Below are 16,926 nucleotides of genomic sequence, written 5' to 3' on the forward strand. Positions count from 1 at the left end.
GCCAAATCGTGAGATAAGTAGCCACTCGCGCGCGATGAAGCGTTAGCATTCGGCGCGGCTGTCCATGCCGTCAATTCAATTCCGTCAATTCTTCGATGGGTGTACCGAATGGCTCGAGTGGCTCATTTGTCGATGCGTGGCAACACACCCCGGCTTCGGGCTCTGGGGTTCCAGTCGAAACTGCTCGTGCTGCTCCTGACCGTGAGCGTGATCTCGGTGCTGATCGCGGGCGCGATCGGATACGTCTCGGGCACCAATTCGCTGCGGGCCACCGAATATCAGCGCCTGACCCAGTTACGCGAATCGCGAGCGCGCGAGATCACCGCCTACTACCAATCCATCGCGAACGGCGCGTCGATCGTGACGCACGGAGCCACCGCGGTCGGCGCCTCCCGCGACTTCAACGCCGCCTTCGCCGAACTCCAGGCAACACCACCGCCACCGACCGCTCAGGCGGCATTGTCGAACTACTACGAAACGGTATTCGGTCCGCAACTGGCCAAGGCGACCGGAAAGGACGTCGACGCCACGCTGTTCGAGCCCACCTCCAACGCGGCCGCCTACCTGCAGAACGCGTACACGGTGCCCGCCCAGGGAGACTTCGCCGCCGCCCTGGAGGTCGACACGGCCGGTGATCCAAGCGCGTGGTCGGCGGCGAACGCGAAGTACCAGCCGTTCTTCGCAGACCTGACCACCCGTTTCGGATTCGAGGACGCCTTGATCCTCAACACGTCCGGCGACGTCGTCTACACCGCCTACAAGGGCACCGACCTCGGCACGAACGTGCTCACCGGCCCGTACAAGACCACCGAGCTCGCGGCTACCTATCGTGATGCGGTACAGGCGGTTTCGGTAGACGAGACGTTCGTATCCGACTTCGAACGGTACGCACCGTCGTACGGCAAGCCCACCCCGTGGGTCTTGACGCCGATCGGCAGCGGTGGCGTCATCACCGGTGTGCTGGCGCTGCAGCTGTCACTCGATCAGATCAACGCCGTGATGACGGGTGACGGAGATTGGGAGTCCGACGGGCTCGGGAGGTCTGGCGAGACGTATCTCGCCGGCCCCGACAAGCTGATGCGCTCGGCGTCCAGAGAACTGCTCACCGACCCGGCGAATTACGAGAAGGAGGTCGTCGCCAACGGCACCCCGGAGGACGTCGCGAAGCGTGAGGTCGAAGTCAAGGGCAGTGTGCTCCTTCAACCGGTCGACACCCTCGCCGTCAATCGGGCGCTGGTCGGCGAATCCGGTGTCACCACCGCGGCCGACTACATCGGACCCGAGGCCCTGGTCGCCTACGCACCACTGGACATCCCCGGCCTCGACTGGGTGCTGGTCGCCAAGGTGGATGAATCGGAGGCCTTGGCACCGGTCAACGCCTTCGCCCGCAACCTCGGGCTGTCGATCGCGGCGATCGTGTTGGCGGTGTGTCTGATCGGCCTGCTGTTCAGTCGGATCTTCACCAGACCGCTGACGAGACTGGCCGAAGCGGTGCGACGGGTCAGCGGGGGTGAACGCGGCGTGGCGGTGCCGGTGACGACCAAGGACGAAGTCGGCGATCTCGGTGCGGCATTCAACGAGATGAGCAACGCGCTGCAAGTCAAACAGGAGTTGATCGACGAGCAGCGGGCGGAGAACGACCAGCTTCTCGCCAGCCTCATGCCGGAGACCGTCGCGCGGCGGTATCGCGAGGGTGAAGCGACCATCAGCAGTGACTTCCGCGATGTCACCGTCATCTACGCCGAACTCGTCGGCTTCGACGCCTTCGCCCGCGCCACGTCATCAGATGTCTCGGTCGGCTTGCTGAACTCGATCATCGAAGGTATCGACGAGGCCGCCGAGCGACACGGGATCGAGCGGGTTCGGCACCTGCACAACGGTTTCCTCGCCACGTGCGGGTTGGTCGTACCGAGGGTGGACCACGCCAGCCGAACCGTGGCGTTCGCCAGTGAACTCACCGAGATCATCGAGCGCACCAACATTCAGCACGACGCCGAACTCGCCATCCGCGCCGGGATCGACAGCGGAGCCGTGTCCAGCGGCCTGATCGGCCAGCGCTCCAAGGTCTACGACCTGTGGGGTGAAGCGGTCGACCTGGCTCACCGCGTGCACGCAGCCACGAAGGGTCCCGGCGTGTTCGTCAGCAGCCGTGTGCACGATGCGCTCGACGGCATCTACACATTCGGCACAGCCGGTGTCGTGCCCGGCGGGGGCGGGAGCGAGACCATCTGGGCTCTCCAGACCACCGCGCAGCGACTGTCATGACCGGCATCACCGGGCAAGCCTGGTTCTGGCCCGCGCTGGCCATCGTCATCGGGTTGCCAATTCTGCTTCTGGTCCTGACCGAGTTGTACAACCTCCTGGCACGCCGGCAGAGCAGCTATGCGAAACCAGTTCTCCTGCTGCGTAACTACGTGCTACCGGCGTGTGCCCTGTTCATCCTGCTCGACCAGGTCGAGGACGCGAACCTGGAGGGGAGCTGGGCCCGGATCGCCGCGACGGTGTTCGGCTTCCTGGTCATGCTGTTCCTCCTGTCCGGTGCCAATGCCGTCCTCTTCGGCGAAGCGCGCGAGGGCAGTTGGCGCAAGCGCCTGCCGACGATCTTCATCGACCTCGGCCGGCTGGTGCTCATCGTCGTCGGCATCGGGGTGCTGCTGTCCTGGGTGTGGGGCGCCGACATCGGCGGTCTCGTCACGGCGGTCGGGGTGACCTCCATCGTGATCGGGCTCGCGGTACAGACGGCCGTCGGCCCGGTCATCGCCGGATTGCTGATGCTCTTCGAGCAGCCGTTCGCCATCGGCGACTGGTTGGACACCGATGACGCCAAGGGCCGTGTGGTGGAGGTCAATTGGCGGTCGGTCCACATCGATACCGGCAACGGCATCCAGATCATTCCAAATGCCACCTTGGCGACCGGATCGTTCACCAACCTGAGCCGGGTCACCGGCGCGGCCTTCCGGGCGACCGCGACGGTCGGGTTCAGTGCCGACGACCCGCCGGGCATCGTGACTCGAACCCTACTCGCCGTAGCCGACTCACTTCCGGCGAAGGTGCCCACCCTTCCCGCTTCTGTGACTTCGCTGGGCGAGGCCAAGTACAAGGTGTCCGTTCCGGTTTCATCACCCGCCGACGAGGGACCGGCGCGCAACCTGCTGCTCCATCGCGCCTGGTATGCGGCCCAACGCGCCAGCCTCCACCTCGACGGGGCCGAGTGTGAGCCGCATACCCACACCGACTACGTGGCCGACGCACTGCGGTCCGTCGCCGCGACGCTGGGGCTGGGTGACGACGCCGTCTCCACGATGTCCACCCGCGCGCGGCGGCTCGCGTACGCCGAGGGCGAGACCATTCAGCAGGCCGATTCCGTGCCCGACGCCATCGGCTTCATCACCGAAGGCACTGTGGCGCTGGTCGTCTACGCCGACGACGGGATGGAGTTGACCATCGGACATCTCGGGACGGGTGACTACATCGGGACCACCACCCTTACCCGTCAGCAGGTCGTCAGCGGTGTGGTGGCGACCTCGGACGCGGTCATCGTCTCCGTGTCGCGCGACGCCATCACCGACGTGGTGCGGGCGAATCCGCGACTGGCCAGGAGCCTCGGCGCGGCGATCGAGATGCGGCGCGCTGCGGCGTCGGCCGCCCTCGCCGAAGCCAATCGGGGAATCCGCTAGCCAGTCTGCGCGAACATCGTCGAGCGGCCAGTTATCGCACGTTCTTGACGGGCAAGCGTGGCGTAAGTGGCCACTCGCGGGGGTTAGCCAGTCTGCGCGACGACGAAGATGCGCCGGAATGGGAAGAAGGTGCGCCCGTCGGGACGCACCGGATAGCTCTCGTCGAGCAGCGGGATCAACTCGTTGCGGAAGCGCTCCCAATCCTCGTCGCTCAGAGCGCCCTTCACGGACGTCAGCGCGGTTCCCGTGATCCAGTTCAGCACCGGATGCTCGCCGGTCAGCTCGTGCACGTAGGTGGTCTCCCAGGTGTCGACGGCACAGCCCGCGTCGGCGAGCAGCGCGGCATAGTCGACGGCCGAGTCGACGACCCTGCCCACGCGGAACGGGATGTCGCCCAACTGCCTCACCCACCTGGCACTGGACGCCAACTCGCGGACCGCGGCATGTGAGGGGGCGTCGAAGTTGCCGGGCACCTGTGCCGCGAGCCACGCGCCGCGGGGAAGCTCCCGGGTCCAGCGGACGAGCAGCTCGCGATGGCTCGGAACCCAGTGCAGCGCAGCGTTGCTCACGACGACGTCAGTATCCGGCGCGGGCGTCCACGCCTCGAGCTCGCCGAGGCTGGCAGCCAGCCCACGCCCCCGCGCCGCCTCGACCATCTCCGGCGAGCTGTCGACGGCTTCGATGACCGCATCCGGCCAGCGGTCCGACAGCGTCACCGTCAGGTTCCCGGGCCCGCAGCCGAGGTCGACCACGCGGCGTGGCGACTCCGCACCCACCCTCGAGAGCAGCTCGTAGAACGGCCGCCCGCGGTGGTCGGCGAAGGCCAGGTACACGTCGGGATTCCACATGGTGACATCCTGTCTGACGATGCAGGAAGCAACGGCCATACGGTCCATCTGGGAAGCGCTCGGGCTGCCGGGCATCATCGACGTGCATACCCACTTCATGCCCAAGCGCGTGATGGACAAGGTGTGGCAGTACTTCGACGACGTCGGGCCGCTCGTCGGCAGACCCTGGCCGATTACCTACCGCACCGAGGAGGCCGAACGCCTCGCGACGCTGCGCGGTTTCGGCGTGCGCGCGTTCACCTCGCTGGTCTACCCGCACAAGCCGCAGATGGCCGCATGGCTGAACCAGTGGGCCAGCCAGTTCGCCTCGACCACGCCGGACTGCCTGGCCACCGCGACGTTCTACCCCGAATCGAGTGCGCAGGACTACGTCACCGCCGCGATCGACGGCGGCACCCGGGTGTTCAAGGCCCACGTTCAGGTCGGCGGCTATGACCCGGGTGACCCGCTGCTCGACGGGGTGTGGGGCGTAATCGAGGAGGCGCAGATCCCCGTCGTCATCCACTGCGGTTCCGGCCCGGTCCCCGGCGCGCACACCGGACCCGACCCGATCCGGGCGGTGCTGGCCCGGCACCCGCGACTCCTGCTCGTCATCGCCCACATGGGGATGCCCGAGTACGGCGCGTTCCTCGACCTCTGCGACGACTACGCGCAGGTTCGGCTGGACACCACGATGGCCTTCACCCCGTTCGCCGAGGACATGGCGCCCTTCCCCGACGCGGATCGCGCGCGCCTCGTCGCTCTCGGTGACCGGATCCTCTTCGGCAGCGACTTCCCCAACATCCCGTACGGCTACCTTGAAGCCATGCAGGTGCTGACGGCGCTCGACGGGATCGACGACGACTGGCTGCGCGGGGTGTTCCACGACAACGCCGCCCGACTCTTCGGACTGCCCGCCCACAGCTGAGTGACGGCCGGCACATGGGAGCAGTGCCAGGCTGATCGGCGATGGTGGCGGTCGTGACGACGCGGTGGCCGCGCCTGGGACTCGCTGCTGAGGGGCCGGGTTACGATCGCACGTGTCTCGTTCCCAGCCACCCGTCGTCACCACTCCGGTGGATCCCCCCATTCCGGTCCCCAACGTCGCAGGCGCCGATGCGTCCATCGGCGGCCTGCCGCGGCGGGTCGACCTGACGTGGGAGCAGAAGCTCATCGTCGACTCGTCGGCACTGGCCGACCTGGGCCTGCGGACCGCCATCGCGTCACTCGTCGGGGCGGCCATGCTACCGAAGGTCGTTGGTGCGGCGTTGCGGCCCAACGACTCTCGCGCCGAGCGCGCAGCCGCTGAGTTCTACGCCGATCTCGCCGCCGCCAAGGACCCGGAACGGTCGTTCCCCGCGCCGACCCAGCTCCCGCGGGTGTCCTCGCGGCCGGCCAACCCGATCGCCGAGTGGACCGCACACGGGCGAGTGCGGAACATCCGGTTCAGGAGCAGCTTCGAGGCCGTCAACCCCGCGATGCGCGACCGGCGGCGCGGGTACGCCCGCAACAACGTGGTGCACGCCCAGCACTGGCAGCACGACGACGGTCCACGACCCACGCTGTGCCTCATCCACGGCTTCATGGGGTCGGCGTATCTGTTCAACGGGTTGTTCTTCTCGCTGCCCTGGTTCTACCGGTCGGGGTACGACGTGCTGCTCTACACCCTGCCGTTCCACGGGCGTCGGGCCGAAAGAGCTTCGCCCTACAGCGGTTACGGCTACTTCGCCGACGGGATGTCGGGGTTCGCCGAGGCCATGGCGCAGGCGGTTCACGACTTTCGATCCGTGCTGGATTACCTCGAGCACACCGGCGTCGACCGGATCGCGCTGACGGGCATGTCGCTCGGCGGGTACACCTCGGCGCTGATCGCCGGTGTCGACGACCGCGTCCAGGCCGTCATCCCCAACGTTCCCGTCGTCACGCCGGAAGCCGCCTTCGACGACTGGTTTCCGGCCAATCTGCTGGTGAAGTTGGGCAACCGGGTGACGGGCACCGACCGCGAGGCGTCCGCCGCCGCGTCGGCCTATCACTCACCGCTGAACTATGCACCGCTGGTGGCTCGGGACCGGCGGCTCATCATCACCGGTCTCGGTGACCGCCTGGCACCGCCGGAACAGGCCGAATTGCTATGGCGCCATTGGGATCGGTGCGCGTTCCACTGGTTTCCCGGCAACCACGTGTTGCACGTCAGCCAACCGGACTACCTCCGCCGGATGACCCGCTTCCTGCGGCCCTTCATGTTCTCCTAGCGCCGCGAATCAGCCCTTGACCGCGCGCACCAGACTGTTGGCCGCCGCCATGGGGCCCGCGTCCGGGTCGTCGGGCGGCACCGGCCGGCCGACGTCGGCGAGGTAGCCGGCCAACGGCGTCGGGGTGGCAGTCCACCCGCGGGCACCGAACCACTCGTCGGCAGGGGCGATCTGCTCGTTGTAGACGAGGGTGAAGAAGGTGCCCGCCTCACCGGCGTCACGTTCCTCCTGCTTCTTGGCCTCGAAGACCTGCCGCGGCATGGGTCTGCCCTCCTCGACGGCCGCCCAACTGCCCGGACTCGACAGGGCGTCGATGCCGGCGAACAACTGTTCCTGAGCCTCGGCGGGCAGATAGATCAGCAGGCCTTCGGCGATCCACGCCGTCGGAACGGCGGCGTCGAAGCCGCTGTCGGCGAGCGCCTTCGGCCAGTCGTCACGCAGGTCCACGGCGACCTCGCGCCGATCGGCACGCGGGGCGTCCCCGAACTCGGCCAGCACGTCCCGCTTGAAGTCCAACACCGTAGGTTGGTCGAGCTCGAAGATGACCGTCGCGTCCGGCCACGGCAGTCGGTAGGCCCGCGAATCGAGACCCGCCGCGAGGATGACGACCTGACGCACCCCGGCCGCGGCGGCGGCGGCGAAGTACGTGTCGAAGTACTTGGTGCGGGCGCCCTGGAAGGACACGAAGTGGCCACCGAACTCGGTCTCGAGCAGCTGTCGTCCGCGACTGCCCGAGGCCTTGCCGTCGAGCATGTCGGCCCACTCCCCGCCGACGGCCCGGCAGAAGATCTCGGCGTACGGGTCCGCAGCCAGCGGTTCGGGCTTCTGCGCCTCCAATGCCCTTGCGGCGGCGACGAACAGGGCCGTCGACCCGACGCTGGTGGTGATGTCCCAGGTATCCCGTTCGGTGCGCACCAGCCGACCCTACGCCGGGAAGCCGAGCCGGCTACACCAGCGGGCGGCCGGTCCTGATCCGCCAGTCGAGATCCTTGAGCAGCACGTTGAACGGGAACTGCCGGACGAACCGGGGTGACAGGCGGGTCGTCGTCCGCAGCAGTGCCATCAGCCGATCGAACCGGCGCTGCCGGTGGGCATCCCAGGGCAGCCGCATCTCATCCCGGAAGCGTTGCGGCAGAAAGCCGGTGGTGATCAGCAGCGCGAGCTCCTCGTTCCAGCGCTGCAGCGGACCCGGCAGGGTGACGCCACGTATCCGGCTCGCGGCGATCGGGTACAGGTAGTCGCGCACGGTGTCGTCGATGTGGACCTTGGCGAGCTGCTCGTGCCAATACGCGTCGAAGGCGGCGCGGTCGGCTGGCCACATCTCCGGCGGCACCTGCAGCGTGGTGCCCAGCGACATGCCCTCGGCGTAGTGCCGGTCGGCGGTGTCGTCGTCCATCTCGCCGACGAAGGTCCGGTAGGAGTCGACGGCGCCCTTGTACAGACAGGCGGCGACCCACATCTGCAGGTCTCGGTCGAACGCGTTGTACTGCACCGGGCTCTCGTCGGTGGAGTACACCTGCGCGTGGGCCCCGTTCACCGCGCGTCGGAAGGCGGCCTTCTGCGCGTCGCTTCCGCTGCCCGCCACCGCCAGGTACGTGAACGTCGTGCGCGCCCGCTTGATCGGATGGCGGTCGATGCGGCCGCTCTCGACTCGGCTCTCCAGAACCCCGTAGCCGACGCCGGGCCTGGCCAATTGCATGATCACGTTCGCGGGCCCGAGCAGCAGACCCACGCCGAGCAGACCTTCGTCGATGGTCGGCCCGCCGCGTGTGGGCGAGCTCCGGCGCGCCGACGGGAGGGCAGGCGCACTGATCGCGCGTTCGACGTGATTCTCACCGACCGACATTTGAGCATCCCTCATCCGGCAAATCAGGCAACGCGTGTTTCCAGATATTGCACCGGCGACCAGCAGGTGTCAACATGGCCGGGTGGCGAATGTCCGGCCCTACGGTGGCATGCAGGCGCGCGACCGGGTGGCCGAGCGCAGACGACGACTGCTCGACGCGGGGCTCGAGGTGCTCGGTGGCCCCGTCCAACCGACCGAGCTGACCGTTCGTGCCGTCTGCACCGAGGCCGGGATCTCCGCGCGGTACTTCTACGAGAGTTTCACCGACAAGGATGCGCTGGTCGCAGCCGTCTTCGACCGGGTCATCGCCGACCTCGCCGCGACCACCCAGGCGGCCGTCGCCGCCGCGCCCCCCGAGGAAGAGACCCGATCGGGTATCGCCAACCTGGTCCGCGCGATCGCCGACGACACCCGGGTCGGACGCCTGCTGTTCAGCGCGCAGCTCTCCCACCCGGTCCTGGCCCGCAAGCGGGCCGAGCTGGGCGGCATCTTCGCCCTACTGTCGGGCGAGCACGTCACGACCGTCTCCCGGCTACCGCATGACGAGTCGATCAAGACGGTCGCACACTTCGTGGTGGGCGGGGTCGGCCAGACTCTGAGCGCCTGGGTCTCGGGCGACATCCGGTTGCCCCAGGCCCAGCTGGTCGATCGACTGACGCGGATCGTGGACGCGCTGGCGGTGCGTGATCTCGATCGAACCTAGGACGGGACCGTCGGTCGTCGGCGGTCGGCGTCGGTCCTGGGCACCGTGACCGCGTCGTCATCGGTGAATTCCTTGGTCCAGCAGGCGAATTCGAGAGTGACGCCGTCGGGGTCCTGGAAGTAGAACGAGCGGACGTACACGCCGGGGTGGACCGCAGCGGACACTTGGGCGGGGCTCTCGTCGTGATTCAACACCGGCCCGACGCGAACGCCCTTGGCCTTCAACCGCTTCCGGTACTCGTCGAACCGTTCCGCCGGAACGTGGAAGGCCAGGTGGTTCAGCGACCCAACGGCACTGACGATCTCACCGATGCCGGGAATGGCGGCGGGGGCCGAGATGCCGGGGATGCCGTCGGGCGCGTCTGCGAACCAGAAGAAGGCGACGCAGTCCCCATTACCTGCGTCGAAGAAGAAATGCTGCCCCAGACCACCCGGCAGGTCGAGCGACTTGACCAGAGGCATCCCGAGGACGCCGCTGTAGAAGTCGACCGTCTTCTGCATGTCGGCGCACACCAGGGCGACGTGGTTGATGCCACCGAGCGCGAACTCCGCGTTCACGTTGTGCGGTTTGATCATGGCTGAACTCCGGTCTGGTCACCGAACGAATCCGAATCTAACATCGGTTTCAGTGTGGGGTCGGCGAATCTCGACGTGAGCCAACACAGTCGACGTCGACCTCTATGGGGGTGACCACCGTCATGACGCCGGGAGTGCTGCGCGAGTTCATCGGCTCCGACTCCCCCACCGCCCGCCGGGCCGGCTCGGGTGGGCACCCCTGCCAGGGGATCTACTACCGGGGCGTGGGCCGCAAACCGAAGGTGGCGGTAATCGCCACCCACTATCAGATCGACTTCTCCGAGCACTACCTCGCCGACTACCTCGCGACCCGCGGCATCGGCTTCCTCGGCTGGAACACCCGGTACCGCGGTTACGAGAGCAGTTTCCTGCTGGACCACGCCCTGGTCGACATCGGCGTGGGCGTGCGGTGGTTGCGCGAGGTGCAGAACATCGAAACCGTTGTACTGCTGGGCAATTCGGGCGGCGGGTCGCTGATGGCGGCCTACCAGGCGCAGGCCGTCGATCCGCACGTGACGCCGCTGGAGGGGATGCGACCCGCGACCGGCCTCGGGGAACTCCCCCCGGCCGACGGCTACGTTGCCAGCGCGGCCCACCCCGGAAGGCCCGAGGTGCTCACGGCATGGATGGACGGTTCCGTGGTCGACGAGAACGATCCACTCGCCACCGACGCCGACCTCGACCTCTTCGACGAACGCAACGGTCCCCCGTACGCGGCCGAGTTCATCGAGAGATACCGCGCTGCGCAGGTCGCCCGCAATCACGCGATCACCGACTGGGTCCAGGAAGAGTTCAAACGCATTCGAGCCGAGGGGTTTTCGGACCGCCCCTTCACGGTCCTGCGCACCTGGGCCGACCCCAGGATGGTCGATCCGACGCTCGAGCCCTCCAAGCGACCGCCCAACGCCTGCTATGTCGGGTTGCCGGTGAAGGCCAACCGGTCGGCGCACGGGATCGCCGCGGCATGCACGCTCCGCGGCTGGCTGGGCATGTGGAGTTTGCGCACCGCTCAGACCGGAGCCGAACCACACCTGGCGCGCATCGACTGCCCCGCTCTGGTCATCAACGCCGATCAGGACACCGGCGTGTACCCGTCGGACGCCCGCCGCATCCACGATGCGTTGGCGAGCAGTGACAAGACGCTCCTCGCGATCGACACCGACCACTACTTCACCACGCCCGGCGCCCGTAGCGAGCAGGCCGATACGATCGCGAAATGGATCGCGAAGCGGTGGCGGTAAGAGTCCTCGCCCATTTCACGCCGGGCGCCAAAGTGCACGAATACCTGGCACCTCAACGCGATTGGCTCGACGTCCGGTATTGCGCGGAGGACGACGACGACACCTTCTACCGCGAGCTGCCCGAAGCCGACGTCATCTGGCACGTCCTGCGGCCGCTGTCCGGTGGCGACCTCGAACGTGCGACACGGTGTCGGCTGGTCCACAAGCTGGGTGCCGGCGTCAACACCATCGACGTCGGGGCCGCGAGCCGGCTGGGCATCGGCGTGGCCAACATGCCCGGCGCGAACGCCCCCTCGGTGGCCGAGGGCACGGTGCTGCTGATGCTCGCGGCACTGCGCCGACTGCCCGCCCTCGACCTTGCCACCCGCCGCGGCGCGGGCTGGCCGTCGGACCCCACCCTGGGTGAGACGGTGCGCGACGTCGGCAGCTGTACGGTCGGGCTGGTCGGGTACGGCAACGTCGCCAAACAGGTCGAGACGATCGTTACCGCAATGGGCGCCAGCACCCTGCACACCAGCACCCGTGACGACGGCACGCCGGGCTGGCGACCGCTGGACGCACTGCTCGCCGACAGCGACATCGTGTCGTTGCACCTCCCACTCACCGAGCAGACGGCCGGCCTGCTCAACGCCGAGAAGCTGGCCGCCATGAAGCGAGACGCGGTGCTGGTCAACACCTCTCGCGGCGCGATCGTCGACGAACCCGCGTTGGTGAACGCGCTGCGCGCCGGGCCGCTGGCCGCCGCGGGCCTGGACGTCTTCGAGGTGGAGCCCGTCCCCGCGGACAATCCGCTGCTGAGCCTCGACAACGTGGTCCTGACACCGCACGTCACCTGGTACACCGCCGACACCATGCGCCGCTATCTCGCCGCGGGCGTCGACAACTGCCGCCGCCTGCACGACGGCGATCACCTGGTGAACCTGGTGAACGAGGAGGGTGTCGCGCGCGGCTGACGCCCAGGTAGGCTCGTTCCCAACCCACCGGTTGATTCAAGGAGCCCAGCGCATGCCCATCGCCATCCTCTCCGAGCACAACGACCTGGCGGCTTCCGTCCGGGACCTGGTCAAGCGCGTCGCGCCGTCCGACGTCCTGCACGACGCACTCGAGACCCCGATCTCCAACCCGCCCACCTACTGGAAGGCGGCCGCCGAACAGGGCCTCCAGGGTCTGCACCTCTCGGAGAACGTCGGAGGCCAGGGCTTCGGCATCCTCGAACTCGCCATCACGCTCGCCGAATTCGGCCACGGCGCCGTGCCAGGTCCCTTCGTCCCGTCGGCCATCGCCAGCGCACTGATCTCCGCGAACGACCCCGAAGCCAAGCTGCTCGAGGGGCTCGCCTCGGGTGAGGTCATCGCCGCGTACGCCATCGACTCCGGGTTGACGGCCACCCGCCAGGGCGGCGGGCTCGTCATCCGCGGTGAGGTCCGCGCCGTTCCCGCCGCCGCACAGGCCTCACTCCTGGTCCTACCCGTGTCGATCGACAGCGGTGTGGAGTGGATCGTCTTCGACGCCGACCAGGTCGAGATCGAACCCGTCAAGAGCGTCGACCCGCTCCGGCCGTTGGCGCACGTGCGTGCCAACGCCGTCGAGGTCGCCGACGATCGCGTGCTGTCCAACCTCGGCCGCACGCTGGCCCGCGCGCTGATCACGACGCTGTTGTCGGCCGAGTGCATCGGCGTCGCCCGCTGGGCCACCGACACCGCTTCGGAGTACGCCAAGATCCGGGAACAGTTCGGCCGTCCGATCGGACAGTTCCAGGCCATCAAGCACAAGTGCGCGGGAATGATCGCCGAGACCGAACGCGCCACCGCTGCCGTGTGGGACGCCGCCCGGGCCATCGACGAGTTCACCGGCGGAAATGCCGACGCCGCTTACCAATTCGCGGCCGCGGTCGCCGCCACGCTCGCCCCCGTCGCCGCCCAGCACTGTGCCCAGGACTGCATCCAGGTGCACGGTGGCATCGGCTTCACCTGGGAGCACGACACCAACGTGTACTACCGCCGGGCGATCATGCTGGCCGCCTGCTTCGGCCGCGCGGCCGACTACCCGCAGCAGGTGATCGACGTCGCGACCTCCACGGGCATGCGGCCGATCGACATCGACCTCGACCCCGACACCGAGAAGCTGCGCGAGGAGATCCGGGCCGAAGTCGCTGCGCTCAAGGCACTTCCGAGCGATGAGCGGGTCACTGCCATCGCCGAGGGCGGGTGGGTCACCCCGCACCTGCCCACGCCGTGGGGCCGGGCTGCCGCCCCCGTCGAGCAGATCATCATCGCCCAGGAGTTCTCGAGCGGGCGAGTCAAGCGGCCGCAGATGGGCATCGCCGCGTGGATCATCCCGTCGATCGTCGCCTACGGCACCGATGAGCAGCAGCAACGCTTCCTGCCGCCGACGTTCCGCGGCGAGATGATCTGGTGCCAGCTGTTCTCCGAGCCGGGCGCTGGATCCGACCTGGCCAGCCTGACGACGAAGGCCACCAAGGTCGACGGCGGCTGGCGCATCACCGGCCAAAAGATCTGGACCACCGGCGCTCAGTTCTCGCAGTGGGGCGCGCTGTTGGCGAGGACCAACCCGAGCGCGCCGAAACACGGTGGCATCACCTACTTCCTGCTCGACATGGCCAGCGAGGGCGTCGAGGTCAAACCCCTTCGCGAGCTCACCGGCAACGCGATGTTCAACACCGTGTTCCTCGACGACGTCTTCGTGCCCGATGAGTTCGTGCTGGGCGAGGTGGACCGGGGCTGGGAGGTCAGCCGCAACACGCTCACCAACGAGCGGGTGTCCATCGGCAGCAGTGAGCCGCCGTTCCTGGCTAGCCTCGAACAGTTCGTCGAGTTCTTGAAGGAAGGCCACTTCGACCAGATCGAACAGAACGAAGCGGGCCGGCTGATCGCCGAGGGCCATGCCGCCAAGCTGCTCAACATGCGCTCGACACTGCTGACGCTGGCCGGGGGCGACCCGATGCCCGCGGCCGCGATCAGCAAGCTGCTCTCCATGAAGACCGGTCAGGGCTACGCCGAGTTCGGCGTGTCGTCGTTCGGCACCGACGGGGCGATCGGAGACCAGGGCGAGCTCTCCGGCAAGTGGGGCGAGTACCTACTGGCCGGTCGGGCCACGACGATCTACGGCGGTACCTCGGAAGTGCAGCTCAACATCATCGCCGAACGCCTGCTCGGCCTGCCGCGCGATCCGTAGGTCGGCTGCCTGGTGACCTAACATTGCCTCCCGGGTCAATGGATGGAGGTCACTCACGAGCGGCAACGACCACGGCGTCACGCTGCGGCAGCTGCGGTACTTCGCCGTGCTCGGCGAGGAGCTGAACTATCGGCGCGCTGCGGAGCGGTTGTTCATCTCCCAGCCCGCCCTCTCCACGGCGATCAAACAGCTCGAACACCAGACCGGAGCGGTGCTGTTCACGCGCACGACGAGGGAGGTCGCGCTCACCGCCGCCGGCTCGACCTGGTTGCCGAGGGTGCAGGAGGCCCTCCGGAACGTGGACGCCTGCGTGGACGACCTCGTCACGGCGTCGCGGCGAGACCGACGCATCCGGCTCGGTTATCTGATCGGCACCGGCGCCGACGTCCTATTCCGCCTGGTCCGGCACTTCGAGTCCAACTTTCCCGAAATCACTGTCGAGCCAAGGGAATTCGACTTCAACGATCCCACGGCCGGCCTGGCCGACGGCATCACGGAGGTGGCCATCATCCGGCCGCCCGTCGACCTGCCGGAGCACCGGATGCTGATTCTCGACGCCGAGAGCTGGGTGGCCTGCCTGCCACGGGACCACCGGCTGGCGGAGCGGGCGGATGTCAGCATCACCGAACTACTGGACGATCCCATCGTCGTAGCGCCGGGCAGCGCGGGCCGGTGGCGTGACTACTGGATGGCGATGGACGCCCGCGACGGCAAGCCACCCACGATCGCGGCCGTCGCCGCCACCTACGAGGTGGAGACGACGACGGTCGCGCGGGGCCTCGGCATCAGCTTCACCAGCGAGGCCAGCGCCCGGCTGTACGGCAGACAGGGCATCGTCTACGTGCCGATCACCGACCGGCCCCGCAACTACACCGCCCTGGCCTGGCATCCGGGGCGCCTCAGCGAGGACGCCGCAGCCCTGATCCGCCAGGTGCACGACGAGTGGAGTTTCGGCGAAGGGCAGTCGCTGGAACGGCCCGCCACGTATTACTGATAGTCGGAAGTTATCAGTAGATCAGAATTTGGAACTTCCGCTGCGGGCGCAGGAGGCGTTTCCTCGGTGCATCCGAGTACGAGCGCACCCCCGAGCTGGAGCACCCATGACCGACACCGCTTCACCACCCACCGGTAAGCCCACCCTCTCCGACGAAGACGCCGGGCTGGAACAGTTCGGCTACACGCAGAAGCTCGACCGCTCCGTCGGCCGACTCGCCTCGTTCGCGATCGGCTTCGCCACGATCAGCGCCACCACGGCGGTGTTCACCGGCTTCGGTGCCGGCTACTTCACCGCGGGCGCCCCCTTCGTGTGGACGCTGCTGCTTGCCGCTGCGGTGTTCCTCGTCTGGGTCGTGATCGCCGCCGACCTGACGGCGAAGATCCCGCTGGCCGGCTACGCGTACCAGTGGACCAGCCGCATTCACGGCTCCAACATGGCGTGGTTCACCGGCGTGATGGCGCTCGCCGGCTGGATCTGCGGCATGACCGGCGTCGGGTTCATCCTCTCCGGCTATCTCGGCGGATTGTTCGGCTGGGCGATGAGCCAGACCGCGCAGATCCTGGTCGCCATCGGGGTAATGGCGGTCTGCATGCTGGTCAACCTCTACGGCGTGCGGTTCGCGACGATGGTCAACAACATCGGCGTCAGCCTCGAATTCGTCATCACCGTCGGGGCCACCATCCTGGTGGCAATCGTCGCGTTCTCGTCACCGGACAACCATCAACCGTTCTCGGTCCTGTTCACCGGAGGCACCTCCGACGGCAGCAACCCGTACATCCTGGCGTGGCTGGCCGCCTCACTCGGACCGTTCTTCGGCCTGATCGGGGTGGAGGCCAGTGCCGACGTGGCCGAGGAGACCATGAACGCCAGGCGCGTCATCCCTCGCACGATGTTCTATGCGCTGGCCGCCTCGATCGTCATCGAGTTCGGGATGTACGTCGTCTTCGTGCTGGCCATCCGCGATCAGGAAGCCCTCGCGGCCGCCTCCGCGGCGCCGATCGAGGAGATCATCACCCAGCAGGTCGGCCCGGTCATCACGAAGATCGTCGTCGCGGTGGCCCTGACCAACGTGATGGCCTGCATCCTGGCCAACATCCTGGTCGCCACGCGGCTCACCTATTCGATGGCCCGTGACAACATGCTGCCGTTCTCCCACGTCTGGCGGCACGTGTCACCGACCAACCGCACCCCCACGTACGCGGTGCTCGGCCTGTTCGGCTTCTCGACGGCGCTGCTGCTGTTCGCCCTGGTCAGCGAGAAGGCCTTCCTCCTCATCCTCGGGCTCTCGTCGCTGGCGGTCTTCGCCACCTACGTACTGCAGACCATCGCGCTGATCATCGGTCACCGTCGGGGCACCATCCCTACGGCCCAACCAGGAACGTTCGACCTCGGTCGGGCGCGGATGCCGATCTACATCGTCGGCCTGATCTGCTTCAGCGCAGTCTGCGTGGCGCTGATCTTCCTGCCGCAGTTCGCCGGTAACGGGTTCGTGTTCCTGGGTCTGGTCGTCCTCGCCGGCATCTGGGCGGTGACGGGGCTTCGCAAGCGACTGGCCACGGGCGAGGCCGGCCCTGACTTCGCCAAGACCCACACTTCCTGAAAATCACTAACTG

14 protein-coding genes are annotated in these 16,926 nt (G+C 67.7%); 10 read left to right on the forward strand and 4 right to left on the reverse strand.

Features of this window, described 5'->3' with window-relative positions; genetic code table 11:
• Positions 1 to 108: 108 nt before the first annotated feature.
• Positions 109 to 2,265 carry an adenylate/guanylate cyclase domain-containing protein gene (locus QUE68_RS26480; RefSeq protein WP_286274691.1) on the forward strand — a complete coding sequence of 719 codons (2,157 nt, stop codon included), beginning with the start codon at positions 109 to 111 and terminating at the stop codon, positions 2,263 to 2,265.
• Positions 2,262 to 3,677, forward strand: coding sequence for a mechanosensitive ion channel family protein (locus QUE68_RS26485; protein WP_284229576.1), 1,416 nt, complete (start codon positions 2,262 to 2,264; stop codon positions 3,675 to 3,677). Before QUE68_RS26480 ends, QUE68_RS26485 begins: the two co-directional genes overlap by 4 nt.
• 83 nt (positions 3,678 to 3,760) lie before the next feature.
• Here QUE68_RS26485 and QUE68_RS26490 read toward each other — a convergent pair whose 3' ends face one another.
• Positions 3,761 to 4,525 (reverse strand): trans-aconitate 2-methyltransferase, encoded by a 765-nt coding sequence (locus tag QUE68_RS26490; RefSeq protein ID WP_284229577.1) that lies wholly within the window; start codon positions 4,523 to 4,525, stop codon positions 3,761 to 3,763.
• Positions 4,526 to 4,544: 19 nt separating this feature from the next.
• Between QUE68_RS26490 and QUE68_RS26495 the strand changes: the two genes are divergently transcribed.
• The gene (locus QUE68_RS26495; RefSeq protein WP_284229578.1) at positions 4,545 to 5,432 is read left to right on the forward strand and encodes an amidohydrolase family protein; all 888 of its coding nucleotides are present in this window, start codon (positions 4,545 to 4,547) and stop codon (positions 5,430 to 5,432) included.
• A gap of 112 nt (positions 5,433 to 5,544) precedes the next feature.
• On the forward strand, positions 5,545 to 6,756 hold the full coding sequence (locus tag QUE68_RS26500) for an alpha/beta hydrolase family protein (protein ID WP_284229579.1): 1,212 nt from the start codon (positions 5,545 to 5,547) through the stop codon (positions 6,754 to 6,756).
• A 9-nt stretch (positions 6,757 to 6,765) separates the two neighbouring features.
• On the opposite strand, the gene QUE68_RS26505 is transcribed toward QUE68_RS26500, so the two are convergent.
• Together QUE68_RS26505 and QUE68_RS26510 are read right to left on the reverse strand one after the other, a co-directional pair.
• On the reverse strand, positions 6,766 to 7,671 hold the full coding sequence (locus QUE68_RS26505; protein WP_284229580.1) for a class I SAM-dependent methyltransferase: 906 nt from the start codon (positions 7,669 to 7,671) through the stop codon (positions 6,766 to 6,768).
• Positions 7,672 to 7,702: 31 nt separating this feature from the next.
• Entirely contained in the window at positions 7,703 to 8,602 is a 900-nt protein-coding gene (locus QUE68_RS26510) for an oxygenase MpaB family protein (RefSeq protein ID WP_284229581.1), read from the reverse strand.
• Positions 8,603 to 8,711: 109 nt separating this feature from the next.
• On the opposite strand from QUE68_RS26510, the gene QUE68_RS26515 reads away from it, so the two are divergent.
• Positions 8,712 to 9,305: a TetR/AcrR family transcriptional regulator gene (locus tag QUE68_RS26515; protein WP_284231402.1), complete on the forward strand. Its 594-nt coding sequence runs from the start codon at positions 8,712 to 8,714 to the stop codon at positions 9,303 to 9,305.
• On the opposite strand, the gene QUE68_RS26520 is transcribed toward QUE68_RS26515, so the two are convergent.
• Positions 9,302 to 9,880, reverse strand: coding sequence for a VOC family protein (locus QUE68_RS26520; protein ID WP_284229582.1), 579 nt, complete (start codon positions 9,878 to 9,880; stop codon positions 9,302 to 9,304). The two genes, QUE68_RS26515 and QUE68_RS26520, sit on opposite strands and share 4 nt — an antisense overlap.
• A 104-nt stretch (positions 9,881 to 9,984) precedes the next feature.
• Between QUE68_RS26520 and QUE68_RS26525 the strand changes: the two genes are divergently transcribed.
• From QUE68_RS26525 to QUE68_RS26545, 5 genes are all read left to right on the forward strand, one after another.
• Positions 9,985 to 11,121 carry an alpha/beta hydrolase gene (locus QUE68_RS26525; protein WP_284229583.1) on the forward strand — a complete coding sequence of 379 codons (1,137 nt, stop codon included), beginning with the start codon at positions 9,985 to 9,987 and terminating at the stop codon, positions 11,119 to 11,121.
• Positions 11,097 to 12,074 (forward strand): 2-hydroxyacid dehydrogenase, encoded by a 978-nt coding sequence (locus QUE68_RS26530; RefSeq protein ID WP_284229584.1) that lies wholly within the window; start codon positions 11,097 to 11,099, stop codon positions 12,072 to 12,074. Before QUE68_RS26525 ends, QUE68_RS26530 begins: the two co-directional genes overlap by 25 nt.
• A 52-nt stretch (positions 12,075 to 12,126) precedes the next feature.
• Positions 12,127 to 14,316 carry an acyl-CoA dehydrogenase gene (locus tag QUE68_RS26535; RefSeq protein WP_284229587.1) on the forward strand — a complete coding sequence of 730 codons (2,190 nt, stop codon included), beginning with the start codon at positions 12,127 to 12,129 and terminating at the stop codon, positions 14,314 to 14,316.
• A gap of 106 nt (positions 14,317 to 14,422) precedes the next feature.
• Positions 14,423 to 15,310, forward strand: a complete 888-nt coding sequence (locus QUE68_RS26540) for a LysR family transcriptional regulator (protein ID WP_286274692.1) — start codon at positions 14,423 to 14,425, stop codon at positions 15,308 to 15,310.
• Positions 15,311 to 15,416: 106 nt separating this feature from the next.
• Positions 15,417 to 16,913 carry an APC family permease gene (locus tag QUE68_RS26545; RefSeq protein ID WP_284229589.1) on the forward strand — a complete coding sequence of 499 codons (1,497 nt, stop codon included), beginning with the start codon at positions 15,417 to 15,419 and terminating at the stop codon, positions 16,911 to 16,913.
• Positions 16,914 to 16,926 lie beyond the last annotated feature (13 nt).

It is taken from the genome of Mycolicibacterium sp. TUM20985 (genome assembly GCF_030295745.1).
GTDB lineage: Bacteria > Actinomycetota > Actinomycetes > Mycobacteriales > Mycobacteriaceae > Mycobacterium.

Excerpts from the sequence above, each read along its gene's own strand:
- QUE68_RS26480 (WP_286274691.1), top strand. The coding sequence starts at position 109 with ATGGCTCGAGTGGCTCATTTGTCGATGCGTGGCAACACACCCCGGCTT.
- QUE68_RS26485 (WP_284229576.1), top strand. The coding sequence starts at position 2,262 with ATGACCGGCATCACCGGGCAAGCCTGGTTCTGGCCCGCGCTGGCCATC.
- QUE68_RS26490 (WP_284229577.1), bottom strand. The coding sequence starts at position 4,525 with ATGTGGAATCCCGACGTGTACCTGGCCTTCGCCGACCACCGCGGGCGG.
- QUE68_RS26495 (WP_284229578.1), top strand. The coding sequence starts at position 4,545 with ATGCAGGAAGCAACGGCCATACGGTCCATCTGGGAAGCGCTCGGGCTG.
- QUE68_RS26510 (WP_284229581.1), bottom strand. The coding sequence starts at position 8,602 with ATGTCGGTCGGTGAGAATCACGTCGAACGCGCGATCAGTGCGCCTGCC.
- QUE68_RS26515 (WP_284231402.1), top strand. The coding sequence starts at position 8,712 with ATGCAGGCGCGCGACCGGGTGGCCGAGCGCAGACGACGACTGCTCGAC.
- QUE68_RS26520 (WP_284229582.1), bottom strand. The coding sequence starts at position 9,880 with ATGATCAAACCGCACAACGTGAACGCGGAGTTCGCGCTCGGTGGCATC.
- QUE68_RS26525 (WP_284229583.1), top strand. The coding sequence starts at position 9,985 with ATGGGGGTGACCACCGTCATGACGCCGGGAGTGCTGCGCGAGTTCATC.
- QUE68_RS26530 (WP_284229584.1), top strand. The coding sequence starts at position 11,097 with ATGGATCGCGAAGCGGTGGCGGTAAGAGTCCTCGCCCATTTCACGCCG.
- QUE68_RS26535 (WP_284229587.1), top strand. The coding sequence starts at position 12,127 with ATGCCCATCGCCATCCTCTCCGAGCACAACGACCTGGCGGCTTCCGTC.
- QUE68_RS26545 (WP_284229589.1), top strand. The coding sequence starts at position 15,417 with ATGACCGACACCGCTTCACCACCCACCGGTAAGCCCACCCTCTCCGAC.